21 protein-coding genes are annotated in these 17,080 nt (G+C 71.3%); 15 read left to right on the top strand and 6 right to left on the bottom strand.

Translation table 11 applies throughout. The features are described 5' to 3' along the window. The first annotated feature begins 60 nt into the window (after positions 1 to 60). Positions 61 to 729 carry an alpha/beta fold hydrolase gene (locus EPD65_RS10225; protein WP_131583765.1) on the top strand — a complete coding sequence of 223 codons (669 nt, stop codon included), beginning with the start codon at positions 61 to 63 and terminating at the stop codon, positions 727 to 729. Here EPD65_RS10225 and EPD65_RS10220 read toward each other — a convergent pair. Beyond that, the gene (locus EPD65_RS10220; protein ID WP_131583763.1) at positions 710 to 1,768 is read right to left on the bottom strand and encodes an amidohydrolase family protein; all 1,059 of its coding nucleotides are present in this window, start codon (positions 1,766 to 1,768) and stop codon (positions 710 to 712) included. The genes EPD65_RS10225 and EPD65_RS10220 overlap by 20 nt on opposite strands. Positions 1,769 to 1,856: 88 nt before the next feature. Here EPD65_RS10220 and priA point away from each other — a divergent pair, with 88 nt between their 5' ends. Then, positions 1,857 to 2,591: a bifunctional 1-(5-phosphoribosyl)-5-((5-phosphoribosylamino)methylideneamino)imidazole-4-carboxamide isomerase/phosphoribosylanthranilate isomerase PriA gene (gene priA, locus EPD65_RS10215; RefSeq protein WP_131583761.1), complete on the top strand. Its 735-nt coding sequence runs from the start codon at positions 1,857 to 1,859 to the stop codon at positions 2,589 to 2,591. Then, positions 2,588 to 3,358, top strand: a complete 771-nt coding sequence (hisF, locus tag EPD65_RS10210; protein ID WP_131583759.1) for an imidazole glycerol phosphate synthase subunit HisF — start codon at positions 2,588 to 2,590, stop codon at positions 3,356 to 3,358. The genes priA and hisF overlap by 4 nt, the downstream gene beginning before the upstream one ends. 3 nt (positions 3,359 to 3,361) lie before the next feature. On the opposite strand, the gene EPD65_RS10205 is transcribed toward hisF, so the two are convergent. Continuing rightward, on the bottom strand, positions 3,362 to 4,321 hold the full coding sequence (locus EPD65_RS10205; protein WP_165872964.1) for a matrixin family metalloprotease: 960 nt from the start codon (positions 4,319 to 4,321) through the stop codon (positions 3,362 to 3,364). Positions 4,322 to 4,450: 129 nt separating this feature from the next. On the opposite strand from EPD65_RS10205, the gene EPD65_RS10200 reads away from it, so the two are divergent. Together EPD65_RS10200 and EPD65_RS10195 are read left to right on the top strand one after the other, a co-directional pair. Continuing rightward, positions 4,451 to 5,134: an enoyl-CoA hydratase/isomerase family protein gene (locus EPD65_RS10200; RefSeq protein WP_131583755.1), complete on the top strand. Its 684-nt coding sequence runs from the start codon at positions 4,451 to 4,453 to the stop codon at positions 5,132 to 5,134. After that, a complete protein-coding gene (locus EPD65_RS10195; protein WP_131583753.1) occupies positions 5,131 to 5,958 on the top strand; it encodes an SDR family oxidoreductase in 828 nt (275 codons plus the stop codon). Before EPD65_RS10200 ends, EPD65_RS10195 begins: the two co-directional genes overlap by 4 nt. A 15-nt stretch (positions 5,959 to 5,973) precedes the next feature. Here EPD65_RS10195 and EPD65_RS10190 read toward each other — a convergent pair whose 3' ends face one another. Together EPD65_RS10190 and EPD65_RS10185 are read right to left on the bottom strand one after the other, a co-directional pair. After that, a complete protein-coding gene (locus EPD65_RS10190) occupies positions 5,974 to 6,501 on the bottom strand; it encodes a hypothetical protein (RefSeq protein WP_131583751.1) in 528 nt (175 codons plus the stop codon). Continuing rightward, positions 6,501 to 7,130, bottom strand: a complete 630-nt coding sequence (locus EPD65_RS10185) for a TIGR03085 family metal-binding protein (RefSeq protein ID WP_131583749.1) — start codon at positions 7,128 to 7,130, stop codon at positions 6,501 to 6,503. The genes EPD65_RS10190 and EPD65_RS10185 overlap by 1 nt, the downstream gene beginning before the upstream one ends. 66 nt (positions 7,131 to 7,196) lie before the next feature. Here EPD65_RS10185 and EPD65_RS10180 point away from each other — a divergent pair, with 66 nt between their 5' ends. The 6 genes from EPD65_RS10180 (at position 7,197) to EPD65_RS10155 (ending at position 12,650) form a co-directional block, all read left to right on the top strand. Next, positions 7,197 to 8,975, top strand: coding sequence for an ABC transporter ATP-binding protein (locus EPD65_RS10180; RefSeq protein WP_131583747.1), 1,779 nt, complete (start codon positions 7,197 to 7,199; stop codon positions 8,973 to 8,975). Further along, positions 8,972 to 10,768: an ABC transporter ATP-binding protein gene (locus tag EPD65_RS10175; RefSeq protein WP_341539058.1), complete on the top strand. Its 1,797-nt coding sequence runs from the start codon at positions 8,972 to 8,974 to the stop codon at positions 10,766 to 10,768. The genes EPD65_RS10180 and EPD65_RS10175 overlap by 4 nt, the downstream gene beginning before the upstream one ends. A 214-nt stretch (positions 10,769 to 10,982) precedes the next feature. Then, positions 10,983 to 11,342: a phosphoribosyl-AMP cyclohydrolase gene (gene hisI, locus EPD65_RS10170; RefSeq protein WP_424450505.1), complete on the top strand. Its 360-nt coding sequence runs from the start codon at positions 10,983 to 10,985 to the stop codon at positions 11,340 to 11,342. Next, complete coding sequence (locus EPD65_RS10165) at positions 11,339 to 11,977, top strand: Trp biosynthesis-associated membrane protein (RefSeq protein WP_165872963.1); 639 nt, start codon at positions 11,339 to 11,341, stop codon at positions 11,975 to 11,977. The genes hisI and EPD65_RS10165 overlap by 4 nt, the downstream gene beginning before the upstream one ends. A 45-nt stretch (positions 11,978 to 12,022) precedes the next feature. After that, positions 12,023 to 12,226, top strand: a complete 204-nt coding sequence (locus EPD65_RS10160; RefSeq protein WP_131583741.1) for an HGxxPAAW family protein — start codon at positions 12,023 to 12,025, stop codon at positions 12,224 to 12,226. Next, positions 12,207 to 12,650 (top strand): DUF2752 domain-containing protein, encoded by a 444-nt coding sequence (locus EPD65_RS10155; protein WP_207891500.1) that lies wholly within the window; start codon positions 12,207 to 12,209, stop codon positions 12,648 to 12,650. The genes EPD65_RS10160 and EPD65_RS10155 overlap by 20 nt, the downstream gene beginning before the upstream one ends. Positions 12,651 to 12,719: 69 nt before the next feature. Here the strand turns inward: EPD65_RS10155 and EPD65_RS10150 are convergent, their stop codons facing one another. Both EPD65_RS10150 and EPD65_RS10145 read right to left on the bottom strand, forming a co-directional pair. Then, positions 12,720 to 13,103: a DUF4190 domain-containing protein gene (locus tag EPD65_RS10150; RefSeq protein WP_131583739.1), complete on the bottom strand. Its 384-nt coding sequence runs from the start codon at positions 13,101 to 13,103 to the stop codon at positions 12,720 to 12,722. A 1-nt stretch (position 13,104) separates the two neighbouring features. Beyond that, positions 13,105 to 13,443 (bottom strand): DUF4190 domain-containing protein, encoded by a 339-nt coding sequence (locus tag EPD65_RS10145; RefSeq protein WP_131583737.1) that lies wholly within the window; start codon positions 13,441 to 13,443, stop codon positions 13,105 to 13,107. Positions 13,444 to 13,592: 149 nt separating this feature from the next. Between EPD65_RS10145 and trpC the strand changes: the two genes are divergently transcribed. Genes trpC through EPD65_RS10125 form a run of 4 tightly spaced genes read left to right on the top strand, consistent with a single transcriptional unit; the run spans position 13,593 to position 17,080 of the window. Beyond that, complete coding sequence (gene trpC, locus EPD65_RS10140) at positions 13,593 to 14,405, top strand: indole-3-glycerol phosphate synthase TrpC (protein ID WP_243640537.1); 813 nt, start codon at positions 13,593 to 13,595, stop codon at positions 14,403 to 14,405. After that, positions 14,402 to 15,649 (top strand): tryptophan synthase subunit beta, encoded by a 1,248-nt coding sequence (gene trpB / locus EPD65_RS10135; RefSeq protein WP_131583733.1) that lies wholly within the window; start codon positions 14,402 to 14,404, stop codon positions 15,647 to 15,649. Before trpC ends, trpB begins: the two co-directional genes overlap by 4 nt. Beyond that, entirely contained in the window at positions 15,646 to 16,446 is an 801-nt protein-coding gene (gene trpA / locus EPD65_RS10130) for a tryptophan synthase subunit alpha (protein WP_131583731.1), read from the top strand. The genes trpB and trpA overlap by 4 nt, the downstream gene beginning before the upstream one ends. Next, the gene (locus tag EPD65_RS10125) at positions 16,439 to 17,080 is read left to right on the top strand and encodes an SCO family protein (protein ID WP_131583729.1); all 642 of its coding nucleotides are present in this window, start codon (positions 16,439 to 16,441) and stop codon (positions 17,078 to 17,080) included. The genes trpA and EPD65_RS10125 overlap by 8 nt, the downstream gene beginning before the upstream one ends.

The following is a 17,080-nucleotide window of genomic DNA, read 5'->3' as shown; positions in this document are numbered from 1 at the left end:
CAATGTTGAGCAGGGCTACTCAGGCCAGCGGCACGACCACCGTCGTGCCAAGGTGGGGTCATGGCGACCTTCGTACTCGTGCACGGTTTCTGGCTCGGCGGCGATTCCTGGGACGCGGTGCTGCCTCCGCTTGACGAGGCGGGCCATGACGTGATCGCGCTGACCCTCCCGACAAGCCCGGAAACGACCTTCGCCGATCACCTCGCCGTGGTCACCGACGCGGTGCAAGGCGCGACGGCGCCAGTCGTGCTGGTGGGCAGCAGCGCTGCGGCCAAGCATGTCCTTGCTGCATCCGGAGAGCTGCCCGACCACATCGCGGTGACGGCGTACGTCGACACGCTGCCGCAGCCGACGACCGGCTCGGACGAGCACGCCGGTGAGGTCATCCCGTTCGACTGGGACCTCCTCACGCCCGAGGAGCAGCGCGACCTGACCGACGAACAGCGCACCTGGATCGAGTCCACCGCAGTCCCGTATCCCGCTCAGGTCACCCGCGACCCATGGCCCCTCGACGAGCGGGCGTACGACGTCCCGGCGCTGGTCATCGGCACCGGTTTCGACGAGGCGACGCTGGGGGAGTGGCGGGCGCAGTGGCCGGCTTCGTTCGCCGTGCTGGACCGCGTCTCCGACCTGCGTTGGGCCTGGCTGCCCACGAGTCACTGGCCGCAGCTGACCCGGCCGCAGGAGCTGGCCCGGATCCTGCTCGAGGTCACGCCGGCCGGCGGATGACGCGCCCGTCGAGCACCACCAGCGCCGGGTCGGCGAGGACGTCGAGGCGGTCGCGCGGGTCGTCGCGGTAGCCGGTCAGATCGGCGAGCGCTCCGTCGGCGATGCCCGGCAGGCCGAGAAACTCGCGGGCGGCCCACGAACCGGCGCCCAGCGCAGCGTCGGCCGGCATGCCGGCGCGCGCGAGCAGCTGCACCTCGTGCCGGACGAGTCCGTGGGCGACCATGCCGGCGTCGGTCCCCGCCAGCACGCGTACGCCGGCCTCGTGGGCTGCGGCGACGACGTCGCCGTGGGCGGAGATGCAGCGCGCCTGGTCGGCGGAGACGAAGTCTCCGAGCAGACCGTCGATCGACATCGTGGGGACCCAGGCGGTCTGTGATGCGGCGAAGGCGTGGATCTGGCCGGGCTCCAGGAAGGTGCCGTGCTCCACGGAGTCGATGCCGACGGCGATGGCCATCTCGACCACCTCGGCCAGCGTGCAGTGCATCGCCACCCGGCCGCCGGCGGCATGGACCTGACGGACGGTCTCCGCGACCGCGTCGTCCGGATACGTCCGGGCGATACCCGGTCCGGGGAACGGCGAGTCGCCGATGAGCTTGACCCATCCGGTGCCCGCGGCAAGCTCCTCGAGCGCCGCGACGGGTAGCTCGTCTGCGCCGACCTCGCGGGCCAGGCCGGGGAAGTAGCCACCCGGCGGAGCCAGGAACCGACCTGCCGTCGCGACGCGCGGGAAGCCCTCGGCCGGACCGAGCCCGGCCGCGTCACGCACCGGGCTACCGGGTTCGCGGAGCGCCAGCACGCCCGCGTCGAGGTGGGCGTGCAGGCTCGCCTCGATGGCCTCGCGGGGGCTGTGTGCGTTGCGTGCGGGGCTGGCCAGGGCGAGATGGGCGTGGACGTCGACGAGCCCGGGAAGGAGCCAGACATCGGTCGCGACCGTCTCGGCGCCGTCGATCGGCGTGAAGGTGAGCAGGCCGTCGGCGACGTACACGTCGCGCTCGACGGCCTCGGGGAGAACGATGCCCCGGATGTGCCAGGCCGACATGCTTCGACGGTAGCGCCGTCGCCGCTGGGCGTATCAGGTTTCCGGGCGAACCCGGGGCAGCCCCAGAGGCCCTCCTAGAATCGCGACCATGAGCGACTACCTCGAGCTGCTGCCCGCCGTCGACATCAAGGGCGGCCAGGCCGTCCAGCTGGTGCAGGGCGTGGACGGATCCGAGAAGGTCTTCGGTGACCCGATCGAGGCCGCGCTGCGCTGGCAGAACGCCGGTGCGGAGTGGCTGCACCTCGTCGACCTCGACGCAGCGTTCGGTGTCGGTCAGAACCGCGAGCTCCAGGCCGAGATCGTCGGCCGCCTCGACATCAAGGTCGAGATGTCCGGCGGCATCCGCGACGACGAGTCCCTCGAGGCCGCCATGGCCACCGGCTGCCGTCGCGTCAACATCGGCACCGCTGCGCTCGAGCAGCCCGAGTGGTGCGCCAAGGCCATCGCGACGTGGGGCGACCGCGTCGCCATCGGCCTCGATGTCCGCGGCACGACCCTCGCCGCGCGTGGCTGGACCCGCGACGGCGGCGACCTGTGGGAGACGCTCGCGCGCCTCGACGCCGAGGGCTGCGCCCGCTACGTCGTCACCGACGTCAACAAGGACGGCATGCTCCAGGGCCCGAACCTCCAGCTCCTCCGCGACGTCGCGGCCCGCACCGACCGCCCGATCGTGGCGTCCGGCGGCGTGACGACGCTCGACGACATCCGCGCGCTGATGACGCTGGTGGGCGAGGGCGTCGAGGGTGCCATCGCCGGCACCGCGCTCTACACCGGCCAGTTCACCCTCGAGGACGCGCTCGCCCTCACCAAGGGCACCCTGTGAGCCTCGCCGTCCGCGTCATTCCCTGCCTGGACGTCGACGGCGGCCGGGTGGTCAAGGGCATCAACTTCAAGGACCTGCGCGACGCCGGCGACCCGGTCGAGCTCGCGCGCACGTACGACGCCGAGGGCGCCGACGAGCTGACCTTCCTCGACATCTCCGCGTCGACCGATGCCCGGGCCACGACCATGGAGGTCGTCTCCAAGGTCGCCGAAGAGGTCTTCATCCCGCTGACGGTCGGCGGTGGCGTGCGCACGGTCGCCGACGTCGACCGGCTGCTGCGCGCCGGTGCGGACAAGGTCGGCGTCAACACCGCCGCGATCGCGCGCCCCGAGGTGCTCGCCGAGATCGCCGACCGGTTCGGCAACCAGGTGCTGGTGCTCTCGGTCGACGCCCGCCGCGTGACGGGGGAGACCCGCACCGACTCGGGCTTCGAGGTCACCACGCACGGTGGCCGTCAGGGCACCGGCATCGACGCGGTCGGCTGGGCGATCAAGGCGGCCGAGCTCGGCGCGGGCGAGATCCTGCTCAACTCGATGGACGCCGACGGCACGCGCGACGGCTTCGACCTCGAGCTGATCCGTATGGTCCGCGCTGCTGTGGACATCCCGGTGATCGCCTCCGGCGGTGCCGGTGCGGTCGAGCACTTCGCGCCTGCCGTCGACGCGGGCGCCGACGCCGTCCTCGCGGCGAGCGTCTTCCACTTCGGCACGCTGCGCATCGGCGAGGTCAAGGCCGGTCTGGCGGCGGCGGGTCACCCCGTCCGCTGAGGCTCAGACGGTCCGCACCGCGTTCGGGATGCACCCGGCGTGCAGGCCCACGGCGCGGAAGCCGCTGAGGTCGCCGGCGCCCATGAGGTGGTTGCGCGACGACGCGGTGCCGTTCATCAGCTGGTTGCTGCCGGCGGCGTGCCCGAGGCCCAGGACATGACCGAGCTCGTGTTCCATGATCTGGCCCCACGTCGCGTCGCCGGACGAGGTGAACCCGGTGCGGAGGTGCTCGGAGCGGTCAAGTGCCAGCGAGCCGTGCACCATCTCCTCGTAGCCATCGTGGACCGACCAGGTGCCGCCGCCCCGACCCGCGATGTTGCCGCTCAGTGACGAGACGAACCCGACCGTGATCGCGGTGCTGCGGTCGTACCTGTCGGACGACGGAACGACGCTTGTGGTCCCCGCGTAGGTGAAGGTGAGTCCGGTCGCCTGGGCAAGGCGGTGGAAGGCGCCCTTGACGTCGTCGAGGGATGCCGCGTAGCCGCCGTTGCGGTTGAACTTCCAGCTGATCGCACGACACGGGTTGTAGCGGGGGTGGTCGCCGTCCGTGGCGAGCCAGCGCCAGTCGCTGCTCGATCCCGCGGGGGTCCACGACGGCTTGACCGTGAAGGCGCGGGCGGTCGACGAGCCGGTCGTGGCGGTGCCGGCCGCGGGCGCGACGACGCGGAGATCGTGGCCGCCGATCCACTGGCTGGGTGCCGTCATGCTGTACGAGCCGGTGCTCGTCGTCGTGCTGGCCTTGAGCATGCGCCAGCCGGAGGCGAGCCTGACCTCGAGGCGTACGTCGCGATCGCTCGGGCCGGAGACGGTGCCGGACACCGTGGTCGTGCTGCCGATCTTCACCGTCGAGGAGGAGAGCGTCGCCGACACCGTGGTGCTCGTCGCCGCCTGTGCCGGTGCCTGCAGGATCAGGCCGGACAGGAGGGGGAGACAAGCCGCAACGGCGAGGGTGGAGCGCTTCATGGACAAGGAACGTACGGGTCCGACGGTCATGACGGCGTCAGCCGTTCGGACATGAGACTGTCCTCCGATCGGGCAAAAATTCGTGCGTCGAATTCCTTCGTGCCGCAAACGATCTGGCATGCTCTCCCCATGACCTCCCTGACCCGCGAGGGCGACGTCTTCGTCCTCGACATCAGCGACACACCCGATGACGACCACCGCTTCACCTTCGAGCGGATCGCCGCGCTCGACGCGGCCCTGACCGAGGTCGAGGCCAGCGACGGCCCCGCGGCGCTGGTCATCACGGCCCAGGGCAAGTTCTTCTCCAACGGTCTGGTGCCGGAGCTCTTCGTCGACCCGGAGTACACCGCGGCGTACCAGCGGATGGTGGCCCGCTACCTGGTCTCCGAGGTGCCGACCGTCGGCGCGCTCAACGGCCACTGCTACGCCGGCGCCCTGCTCTTCGCGCTGGCCTTCGATGAGCGCATCGCCCGCACCGAGCGTGGCTTCCACTGCCTGCCCGAGGCCGCGATCAAGGTTCCGTTCACCTCGGGTCTGGCCGCGCTGACCATGGCGCGCCTCGCGCCGCAGGTCGCGCACCGTGCGATGGTCCTGGCGCACCGGTTCGACGCCGACTCCGCGCTGGCTGCGGGCATTCTGGACGCCGTCGCGCCGGTCGAGGATCTGCTGCAGACTGCGATCAGCCGGGCTGCCGAGCTCGCGCCACTGCGCGGCCCGGTGATGGGCGCCATCAAGCAGACCCGGTACGCCGGCGTCGTCGAGGCCCTGCACCGCAGGGAGAAGCTCAACATCGAGGAAGGGGCAGGGGCATGACCAAGCGACTCGAGGGCCGCACGATCCTGATGTCCGGCGGCAGCCGTGGCATCGGTCTCGCGATCGCCGTCGCGGCGGCGAAGGAGGGCGCCAATGTGGCGATCCTCGCCAAGACCGACGTTCCGGACCCGCGCCTTCCCGGCACGATCCACACCGCTGCGGCCGAGATCGAGGCCGCGGGTGGTCAGGCCCTCGCGATCGTCGGTGACGTCCGCGACGAGGCCTCGGTCGAGAACGCCGTGGCCCGCACGGTCGAGCGCTTCGGCGGCATCGACATCGTGGTCAACAACGCCTCGGCCATCAACCTCTCGAAGACCACCGAGCTGCCGATGAAGCGGTTCGACCTGATGATGTCCATCGAGCACCGCGGCACGTTCCTGCTCACGTCGAAGTCGCTGCCGCATCTGGTCAACGGCACGAACCCGCACATCCTGACGCTCTCGCCGCCGCTGAACATGAACCCGAAGTGGCTCGGCTCCTACCCGGGCTACACGCTCGCCAAGTACGGCATGTCCCTGCTCGGCCTCTGCTGGGCCGAGGAGTACCGCGAGGCCGGCGTCGCCTCCAACACGCTGTGGCCGGAGACGATCATCGCCACGGCCGCCGTGCAGAACCTGCTCGGCGGTGACGCGGCGATCGCCGTGTCGCGCACGCCCGAGATCATGGGCGACGCTGCGGTCGAGGTGCTGGTCCAGGACGCGCGCGCGTGCACCGGCAACTCGTTCCTCGACGTCGACGTGCTCGCCGCCGCCGGGATCACCGACCTCTCGCCGTACGGCGGTGAGGACGGCCTCGAGCTCGACCTGTACGTCGACCCGCGCTGACCGCGAGGCCCTCGATCACCGCGCGTCTGGCGCGTACGCCGGCTCCCGGCGTACGCGCCAGACGAGCAGCAGGAACCAGATCACCACGCCGAGGGCGAGGATCACGAGCGCGACCAGGGGGAACGCTGCTGCGCCGCTGACGTCGACCTTCTCGTCGGGCGTCCAGGGGCTCGACGCGACGACGAAGACCGTGAGGGCCAGGTCGACCCATCGGATCACGTCAGCGGCCCGCCGATCCCGGGCCGACGAGGACAGCGCGAGAATCGCCGAGCAGGTGCCGAAGACAACACCGGTCATGACGATCGACTCGGCCGTGCCGAGCAGTCCTTCGGTGGGTTGCTGGATCGAGCCGACCGACACGATCAGCCCGGCAACGCTCGATGCCGCCGCGAGCGTGAAGCCCCAGTGCAGGCGCGTCAGGCCGGCCAGCGCGACGAGGGCGAGCATCCAGCCGATCGGGTCGGTGATCAGGTCGAAGCCGTTGATCCGTAGGTCGGCGATGACGATCAGGAAGCCTGCGACGAGCATCCCGAGGCTGGTCATCAGAGACCCAGGTCTGCGGCCTTGAGGGCCGTGATGTGGGCGTCGGGCCCCTCGAAGGAGACCCGGGCGACGTCGCGTCGGCCGTAGAGATAGAGGACCAGCTCCGGCACCTCGCCGACCAGCACGACCGGGTTCTCGCCGCGGCGGAGCTGCAGCGTCGCGCCGGTGTCGGAACGCCGCACCTGCACCGGAACGCCGGCATCGCGGACGATCACGCGGCCCATGACCGGGAGCGCCAGCCAGAGCGCCCGGACCGTCGACCGGGGGAGCCGACGCTGCTCCCACGCCGGGCCGGCGCGGCGTACGTCCTCGTGGTGGACGAAGTACTCGAGGGTGTTGGCCAGCACGTCCACGCCGGGCAGGGCCAGGGGCGAGCGCGCGGCACGGACCGCGTCGACCGTCGCGCGGAAGTCGCGTCGGGCGGTGGAGGCCACCGCGCCGTCGTGCCGGGCCGCGAGTGCGCGGGCGAAGATGCCGACAGCGTTGTGCGGCTGGCGGTCCCGGACGAGCAGGTGGGCCATCAGGTGCCGGACGTCCCACTCGCCGCACAGCGTCGGTGCGTCGGGGCCGGTGGCCAGGGCCAGGTCGCAGAGCTGCTCGCGCTCCAGGCGCGCAGGTGACCGGGTCATGCCGGTCAGCCTAAGCCCCGGGGCAATCCCGGGAATGGGATCCGCCCCCACCGTGGTTGCGCCCACGTGACCCAGTTATCCGGACGGCCGACCTCGACCCTCGGAGACGGCTTCGCCGTGCTGGGAGTGGCCATCCGGCGGGAGCCCTGGATCTTCACCGTCGCGACGATCGGCAGTGCCCTGTTCGGCGCGCTCACCGTCGCTGACGCCTGGGTCCTCGGCTGGTCGACGGAGCACGCCGTGATCCCGGCGTTCCGCGATGGCGAGATCCGCCCGTCGATCCTGTGGGCGGTCGTCGGACTCTTCGTGGGGGTCGCGATCCTGCGCGCGGTCGGCATCGTCGCGCGCCGCCTCGGCGCGGGTCTCATGCAGTACCGCTTGCAGGCGCGGGACCGTCGCGCGGTCACCCGGCAGTACCTCCGGCTCCCGATGGAGTGGCACCAGCAGCACCCGACCGGCGAGCTCCTCTCCAACGCGAACGCCGACGTGGAGGCCGCGTGGAGCCCGATCGCGCCCCTGCCGATGGCCGTCGGCACGGTGGTGATGATGCTGATCTCGATCGGGCAGATGTTCGCGGCCGACGTGGTGCTGGCGCTGATCGGCCTGCTTGTCTTCCCGCTCGTCATCGGCACGACGGTCCTCTACCAGAACGCCTCGTCGCCGCTCATGACCCGAGCCCAGTCACTGCGCGGTCGGTTGAGCGCGATCGCGCACGAGTCGTTCGAGGGCGCACAGGTGGTCAAGACCCTCGGCCGCGAGGGCGACGAGACGGACCGCTTCGCCGCCGTGGCCCATGAGCTCCGCGACGTCAACGTGCGGGCCGGCCGGATCCGCGCGGCGTTCGACCCGGTGATCGCGGCGGTGCCCTCGCTGGGCGTGCTGGTCGTGCTGGCGGTCGGTGTGTGGCGCGTCGAGTCCGGTCACACCGCACCCGGTGACGTGGTCACCATCAGCTACCTGCTGACGATCGTGGCAATGCCGATCCGCTCGATCGGCTGGCTGCTCGGCGAGTTCCCGCGCAGTGTCGTCGGCTTCCGGCGGGTCAGCCGGGTGCTCGCCGCCACCGGGGAGATGCAGTACGGCGGGGCGCATCTCGACGCCCGTGGGCCGGCCACGCTGCAGGTCGACCGCCTCACGTACGCGTACGACGCTGGTACGCCGGTGCTCGCGGACATCGACTTTGCGCTCGCGCCCGGCCGCTCGGTCGCGCTCGTCGGCGCAACCGCCAGCGGCAAGAGCACACTGACCAACCTGATCACCCGCCTCGTCGACCCCGACGAGGGGGCGATCCGCGTCGACGGGGTGGACCTCCGCGAGCTCTCCGCGGGCGAGCTGGCGCGGTCGGTCGCTGTGGTGCCGCAGACGGCGTTCCTCTTCGACGACACGGTGCGCGGCAACGTCACGCTGGGCGCCGACATCCCCGACGCAGACGTGTGGGCGGCCCTGCGGACCGCGCAGGCCGACGGCTTCGTCGCGGCGCTCCCGCACGGTCTCGACGCACGCCTCGGCGAGCGGGGCACGAGCCTGTCCGGCGGCCAGCGACAGCGCATCGCGCTGGCCCGCGCGCTGGTGCGGCAGCCGCGACTGCTGGTCCTCGACGACGCGACCTCTGCCGTCGACCCGGAGGTGGAGGCCCGCATCCTCGGCGCCCTCCGCGACGGGGCAGAGGCGGCCACGCTGGTCGTCGTCGCCTACCGCAAGGCCACGATCGCGCTGGCCGACGAGGTGCTGCACCTCGCCGACGGGCGCATCGCCGACCGCGGCCCCCACACCGACCTGCTGGCCCGCTCGGCGGCGTACGCCGACCTGGTCAACGCCTACGAGACCCTCGAGGAGGACGCGTGAGCACCGCCGCCCCCGAGCGCACCGTCGGCACGGGCGCCGAGATCGCCGCGATGGCCACCATCCGCCGCGGCATGGTGATCTCGCCGGAGCTGCGCGACGGCCTCGGCGGGACCCTGCTCCTCGCCCTCATCGCGACGGTCGGCCAGGTCGTCGTACCGATCACGGTGCAGAAGACGATCGACCACGGTCTGGCTCCCGGGCAGCACGCGGACGTCGGCTACATGCTGCGCATGGGGCTGGTCGCAGCGGTCGCGATCCTGGCGACCGGCGTCGCGTCGTACGCGATGACGAGCCGGCTCTTCACGCAGGCCGAGAAGGGCCTCGCGACGCTGCGGATCAAGGCGTTCCGCCATGTCCACGACCTGCCCCTGCTGACGCAGAACACCGAGCGTCGCGGCGCCCTGGTCAGCCGGGTTACGAGCGACGTGGACCAGGTCAGCCAGTTCCTTGTCTTCGGCGGCGTGTTCGCGATCGTCAGCGTCGGCCAGATCATCGTCGCGACCGTGATCATGCTCTTCTACAGCTGGCAGCTCTGTCTTGTCGTCTGGATCTGCTTCCTGCCGCTGTTCCTCAGCCTGAAGTGGTTCCAGCAGCGCCTCTCCGACGCGTACGGCGTGGTCCGCGCCCAGGTCGGCGTCATGCTCGGCGCGATCGCCGAGCCGGTCGTCGGTGCCGCGGTCATCCGTGCGTACGCCGTCCAGGCGCGCACGCAGGCCCGGATCGACGAGGCGATCCTCGCCAACCAGACGGCCGCCACGAAGGCGCAGGGCTTCACGGCGTTCTCGTTCTCGCTGGGCGGCCTGTCGGGCGGCCTGGCCAACGCGGGCGTCCTGGTGATCGGCATCTGGCTCGGCTTCGCGGGGCAGATCAGTGCCGGCGAGGTCATTGCCTTCGCGTTCCTCGTGACGCTCTTCGTCGGTCCCGTGCAGATGGGCACCCAGGTGCTCACCGACGCGCAGAACGCGCTCGCCGGGTGGCGACGCGTGATCGGCGTACTCGACACCCCGGCGGAGCTCGTCGACCCGGGCGCGGACGGCGAGGTCCTGCCGCGCGGCCCGATCGACGTGGAGTTCCGCGACGTGTCGTTCGGTTATCCGGGTGGGCCGCTCGTGCTGCAGGACATCGACCTGCACGTCGCCTCGGGCACCCGCGTTGCCGTCGTCGGTGAGACCGGCTCGGGCAAGTCGACGCTCGCCAAGCTGCTGACCCGGCTCATGGACCCGACCAGCGGCGAGGTCCTGCTCGACGGCGTCGACGTCCGCCGGATCGCCAACGCCTCGCTGCGCCGCAGCGTCGTGCTGGTGCCGCAGGAAGGCTTCCTCATCGACGACACCCTGCGTGCGAACGTGCAGTGGGGCCGCGACGGAGCGACCGACGAGGAGATCGCTGCGTCCGCGCGCGAGCTCGGCATCAGCGACTGGCTCGACGCGCTGCCACACGGCCTCGACACCCGGGTCGGACAGCGGGGCGAGTCGATGAGCGCGGGGGAGAGGCAGCTCGTCGCGCTCCTGCGCGCCCACCTCGCCGACCCCGACCTGCTGGTCCTCGACGAGGCCACGAGCGCGGTCGACCCGCAGCTCGAGATGCGCATGGCACGCGCCCTCGAACAGCTGATGTCGGGCCGTACGTCGGTCACCATCGCGCACCGCCTCACCACCGCCGAGAACGCCGACGAGGTCGTCGTCGTCGACCACGGCCGGATCGTGCAGCGCGGCCCGCACGCGGTGCTGGTCGACCGCCCGGGTCCGTACGCCGGCCTCCACGCGAGCTGGGTGGCTCAACAGGCTCACTGATCAACCGGCCCACGCCACGGCGTCGTGGCGACACGTGTGTGTCGCCACTCGGGGTCCGGCGCAGTCTGCCCCTCGTCGTGACTGCGGCACACCTGTGTCGCAGTCACCGGAACCACCCCATGCCGAGCCGCCCGCTGAGGCGACACACGTGTGTCGCTGACCGCCGAGCCGATCGCTGTCGGTCGCGGCTGGTGCGATGGGGGAGAATGCCGAGGTGACTGACACGCTCGACGCCGCCATCGCCGCCCGCCTGAAGCGCACCGCCGACGGCCTCGTGCCGGCGATTGCCCAGCAGTTCGACTCGGGCGAGGTGCTGATGATGGGCTGGATGGACGACGAGGCGCTGCGCCGCACGCTGACCACGGGCCGCGCCGTCTACTGGAGCCGCAGCCGCCAGGAGTACTGGGCCAAGGGCGACACCTCCGGCCACGTCCAGCACGTCAAGGAGGTCCGCCTCGACTGCGACGGCGACACGATCCTGGTGAAGGTCGACCAGGTCGGCGCCGCCTGCCACACCGGAGACCGCACCTGCTTCGACGCGGACCTGCTGGGTCCGGCCGAGGCGCCGGCGTGACCAAGCGGAGCACCTTCGGCCCGGTCGTCCTCCTCGGCCTGGCGACCGCCGGGCTCGCGGCCGTCGCCGGCAACAAGACCTGGACCGAGGCGCATCGACCGACCGGCTCGTGCAACCCGGCAGACCTCCCGGCCGGCATCGTCTGGTCCGACTTCGCGCAGCGTTCTCCGCTGGCCGGCGCCGTGGCGCTGGTCCTGCTGGCGGCCTGGGGCGTCCTGCTCGTGACCCGCGGCAAGGTCCGGCGCGCCATGGCGGGTGTGGCCGTCCTCGCGGCGGCGGGCTACCTGGCCACCGCGATCGAGGCCGCGTGGTCGCTGCGCGACCTGACCGAGCGCAAGGCTGCCGAGCGGATCGGTCACGTCGCCGGTTGCGGCGAGGCCCGGGTCTGGATGAGCGACACGTGGTGGCACGCCGCCCTCGTCGCCGGTGCGGTCGCCGTCATCGTGGCGGCGTTCGCCGTCGTCCTCACTCCGCACTGGCCCGAGATGGGCAGCCGGTACGACGCGCCCTCCGCCGGCGACTCGGCCCCCGCTGCACCCCTCGCGGAGCAGTCGAGCATGGACCTGTGGAAGTCGCTTGATGCAGGTCACGATCCGACAATCGGCCCGGACGACACCTCCGGTCCGTCGGCCTGACTAGACTGTCGCCGCAATCGCAGCACGACGAGGAGAACCACGCGCATGTCTGACTCTCACGGCAACACCCCGGCGGCCTGGACCGCGGTCTTCATCGGTCTCGCTGCGTTCGTCGTGGGCGGCATCGGCCTGATGTTCTCGCCGCTCAACTGGACCCTCTTCTGGGTCGGCGTCGCGATCTTCGCGGTCGCGCCGGTCGCGCTCGTCGTGCTGAACAAGATGGGCTTCGGTGAGGGCACCGGCCACTGAGGCGTTGACCGCCTCGGTCGTCCGCAGGTCGCGCAGAGCGCGTGACCTGGCGACACCCCTCGGCCTCGCAGCGGCCGTCGCCGCCGCGAGCGTCGCGCTCCACCTGCGTGACCCCCACGAGCAGGGCTCGTGGGGGTTCTGCCCGTTCCTGCAGCTGACCGGCCATCCCTGTCCGGGCTGCGGCGGTTTGCGCGCAGTCAACGACCTGACCCGCTTCGACATCGTCGGTGCGGCGTCGAGCAACCTCTACTTCGTGGCGAGCATCCCGTTCCTCGCCTTCGGCTGGCTGATGTGGGTCAGCAAGGCCTGGCGCGGCCAGCCCGTCGAAGGCCCGAGCACGCGTTTCGTCACCGTCGCTCTCGTGCTCCTGCTGGCCTTCTGGATCGCCCGCAACACTCCGTGGGGTGCGTGGCTCGCACCCTGATCGCGGCACGACCAACGTCGGTACGACGAAGGGCCCGCGATCTCAGATCGCAGGCCCTTCGTCGTCGTGTCAAACGCCCGACGTGCCGCCGAGCATGCCCAATCCGACACCGATCACGACGCCGACCACGACGCCGACTGCGCACAGCGCCAGCGCGATGATCCCCATCAGGCGCCCGTTGCGGACTTTGTCAGCGCCGGTGAGCGCGCCACCCGACGCTTCGATCTCACGCAGTGCCGAGTTGCTCATCAGGAGCGGTGCCAGGCCGACGAGGCCAAGGAAGGCGCAGCAGAAGATGCCGACCGCACCGAGCGCGAGGCTGACGATGCCCAGTACGAAGATCGTCTGTGCCTGCGGGTGCTCGGTCGGCGCCCCTCCGTACTGCGGCGTGCTGTAGCCGTACGGCGGAGGCGGTGGGGGACCACCCGGCGGCGGGGGAGGCAGGTCGGTCATGTCAGTAGCCGGTGCTCGTGCCAGTGGTGGAGCTGAAGGCGCCGCCGGCGACGAGTGCGATGACAACGATGATCGCGATGATCGAGAAGATGATCTGGATCAGCGCGATGATCTTGGCGGCCCGGAGCATGCCGGCACCGCCGATGGTGCCCTGCGACGCGAGCGTCTCCTTCTCGGCACCCTTGGCGATGAAGAACGCGGGGATCGAGAGGAAGAGGCCGCACACGAACCAGCTGACGATCGCCAGCACCAGCGACAGGACTGCGCGCGGGTGGTTCGGCGGCACAGCGCCGGGGACGGGTGCGCCGTAGGCGGGCGGCGGCGGTGGCATCGAGCTCATGGTTCCCCCAGGGAGTCCGGGCGTCACGTCCGAGTGTGACGCTGATTTCCATGGACCCTAGCGTCGTCGGGTGGCACACGGAACAGTCCACGGCGAGCGCTGTGGAACCCGGCGAAAAGCGCTGGGTCCGCCGTGAGACGCTTGGGCGCGTGAGCAGCGCATCAATCGGAGGCACGGTCCTCGACGACATCATCGCCGGAGTCCGTGAGGACCTCGCTGCACGCGAGGCGCTCCTGTCGTACGACGAGGTCGTCGCGCTCGCCCAGGCAGCTCCCGCGCCGCGCGACCCGATGCCGGCGTTCCGCGCCGCGGGCACCAGCGTGATTTCCGAGGTGAAGCGCAAGTCGCCCTCGAAGGGCGAGCTAGCCGAGATCACCGACCCCGCCGCGCTGGCCCAGTCGTACGCCGCCGGCGGCGCCCACGCCATCTCCGTCCTCACCGAGCAGCGCCGGTTCAACGGCTCGCTCGACGACCTCCGCGCCGTCCGGGCCGCCGTGGACACGCCGCTGCTGCGCAAGGACTTCATGGTCACGAGCTACCAGATCCAGGAGGCGCGGGCTGCCGGTGCCGACCTGGTCCTGCTGATCGTGGCCGCCCTCGGCGACACCGACCTGAAGGCGCTGTTCGACGAGGCCACGGGTCTCGGCATGACTGTCCTCGTCGAGGTCCACGACGAGGAGGAGACGCGCCGGGCGGTCGCGCTGGGCGCCGAGCTGATCGGCGTCAACGCACGCAACCTCAAGACGCTCGCCGTCGACAACGACACCTTCGGCCGCCTCGCTGCGCTGATCCCCGACGACCGCGTGAAGGTGGCCGAGTCCGGCATCACCGGGCCTGCGGACGTGGCGCGGTTCGCCCGCGAGGGCGCGCGGGTCGTCCTGGTCGGCGAGGCACTCGTGAAGGACGGCGACCCCGAGGCCGCCGTTCGTTCCATGACCGGACTGACGGGAGTCGACGCATGACCAAGCAGCCCTCCACCTGGGACGCCGACGAGTTCGGCTGGTTCGGCGGCACGGGCGCCTGGGGCGGCCGCTTCATGCCCGAGGCGCTGGTGGCCGCGCTCGACGAGCTGACGGTCGCGTACGCCGAGGCGATGGCGGACCCGGAGTTCGTCGGCGCGTTCGAGAGCGCGCTCGTCGACTACGCCAACGTCCCCAGCCCGCTCTACGAGGCCAAGCACCTCTCCGAGCAGTACGGCGTGCAGATCCTGCTCAAGCGCGAGGACCTCAACCACACGGGCGCCCACAAGATCCGCAACGTGCTCGGCCAGGCGCTGCTCACCAAGCGGATGGGCAAGACCCGCGTGATCGCCGAGACCGGCGCCGGCCAGCACGGCGTCGCCTCCGCGACCGCGGCTGCCTACTTCGGCCTCGACTGCACCGTCTACATGGGCAAGGTCGACACCGAGCGCCAGGCGCTCAACGTCGCCCGCATGGAGCTCCTCGGCGCGAAGGTGGTCCCGGTCGAGTCCGGCTCCGCCACGCTCAAGGACGCCATCAACGAGGCGCTGCGCGACTGGGTCGCGTCGGTCGACCACACGGCGTACCTCTTCGGGACGGCGGCCGGCCCGCACCCGTTCCCGAGCATGGTCCGCGACTTCACCCGCGGCATCGGTGACGAGGCGCGTGCGCAGTGTCTGGCGAAGTACGGCCGCCTGCCCGACGCCATCGCGGCGTGTGTCGGCGGTGGCTCCAACGCCATCGGCCTCTTCACGGCCTTCCTCGACGACGCCGACACCGCGATCTACGGCTACGAGGCGGCCGGCGACGGCATCGAGACCGGTCGTCACGCGGCCACCATCGCGGCCGGCGGCTCGGGCGTCCTGCACGGTGCCCGCACCTATGTCCTGCAGGACGAGGACGGCCAGACCATCGAGTCGCACTCGATCTCGGCCGGCCTCGACTACCCGGGCGTCGGCCCGCAGCACGCGTGGCTCGCCGACTCCGGTCGCGCGACCTACGAGGGCGTGACCGACGCGGAGGCGATGGCGGCGTTCCAGCTGCTCGCGCGCACCGAGGGCATCATCCCGGCGATCGAGTCGAGCCACGCGCTCGCCGGCGCCCTGCGCCTCGCGCCGAAGCTCGCTGCCGAGAAAGGCAAGGACGCGATCCTGCTCGTCAACCTCTCCGGCCGCGGCGACAAGGACATGGGCACGGCGCTCGACTACTTCGAGCTGGCCTCGTCGAAGAAGGGTGAGACCAAGTGACCACCACGGCGACCGCGTTCGCGCGGGCGAAGGCCGAGGGCCGCGCTGCCCTCGTCGGCTACCTGCCCGCCGGCTTCCCTGACCTCGACGGCTCGATCGAGGCGCTGAAGGTCATGGTCGAGCACGGCTGCGACGTCATCGAGATCGGACTGCCCTACACCGACCCGGTCATGGACGGCCCGATCATCCAGGCCGCCGCCCAGCAGGCGCTCGACAACGGCACCCGCACCAAGCAGGTCCTGCAGGCCGTCGAGGCGGTCGCCAAGGCGGGCGCCCCGACGCTGGTGATGACATACTGGGGTCCGATCGAGCGCTACGGCGTCGAGCAGTTCGCCGCCGACCTGGCGAACGCCGGGGGAGCGGGCCTGATCACCCCCGACATCACGCCTGACTTCGGCCAGGAGTGGATCGCCGCAGCTGACGCGCACGACCTCGACAAGGTCTTCCTCGTCGCGCCGTCGAGCACCCCCGCGCGCATCGCGATGACCACCGCCGCCAGCCGCGGCTTCGTCTACGCGACCGGCGTCATGGGCGTGACGGGCGGCAAGCAGGCCACCGGCGACATCGTCCGCCCGCTCATCGAGCGCACCAAGGCCACCACCGACCTGCCGGTCGGCGTCGGCGTGGGTGTCAGCACGGGCGCCCAGGCCGCCCAGTTCGCCCAGTACGCCGACGGCGTCATCGTCGGCTCGGCGTTCGTGCGCACGCTGCTCGAGGCACCTGACCGCGCGACGGGCCTGCGCAACCTCGCGGCCCTCACCGAGGAGCTGGCTGCCGGAGTGCGCGGTCGTGGCTGACCGCAGCAACCGACGGCTCGGCCTCGCCGCAGCCGCCGCCGCGCTGGCCCTCGCGCTCTCGGCGTGCTCGTCCACCCCGGACGCCAGCGCGCCGTTCCACGGCAGCATGCTGAAGACGCCCTGGAAGGCGCCGGCGAACTCGCTCACGGCGACCGATGCCGCGTCGTTCTCCTTCACCAAGGAGTCGAGCCCGCTGACCCTGGTCTTCTTCGGGTACACGAACTGCCCCGATGTCTGCAGCCAGGAGATGGCCGACATCACCTCGGCCCTGGTCCGGATCCCGAAGGACCAGCGCAAGGACGTCGACGTCGTCTTCGTGACCACGGACCCCAAGCGCGACACCGTGCCGGTGCTGACGCGCTACCTCGGCGCGTTCGACCCGGGATTCGTGGGCGTGACGGGCTCGCAGTCCGACCTGGACGTGGTCATGAAGGCCTTCTACGTCTACGGCAAGAAGGCCGGGCCCGGGGGACAGGGCACGCCTGACAGCAACAACCCCGGCCGCAGCGGCTACCTCGTCGACCACACCGACTACACCTACGCGATGCAGGGCGGTCAGGTCACCGCCTTCTGGAACCGCGACGCCAGCGCCCAGCAGCTCGCGCAGGACATCAGCCACCTCCTCGAGGAGTGA

Source organism: Nocardioides jejuensis, from assembly GCF_004337475.1.
GTDB classification, from domain to species: domain Bacteria; phylum Actinomycetota; class Actinomycetes; order Propionibacteriales; family Nocardioidaceae; genus Nocardioides; species Nocardioides jejuensis.
This window is presented reverse-complemented; position numbering and strand designations above follow the sequence as displayed.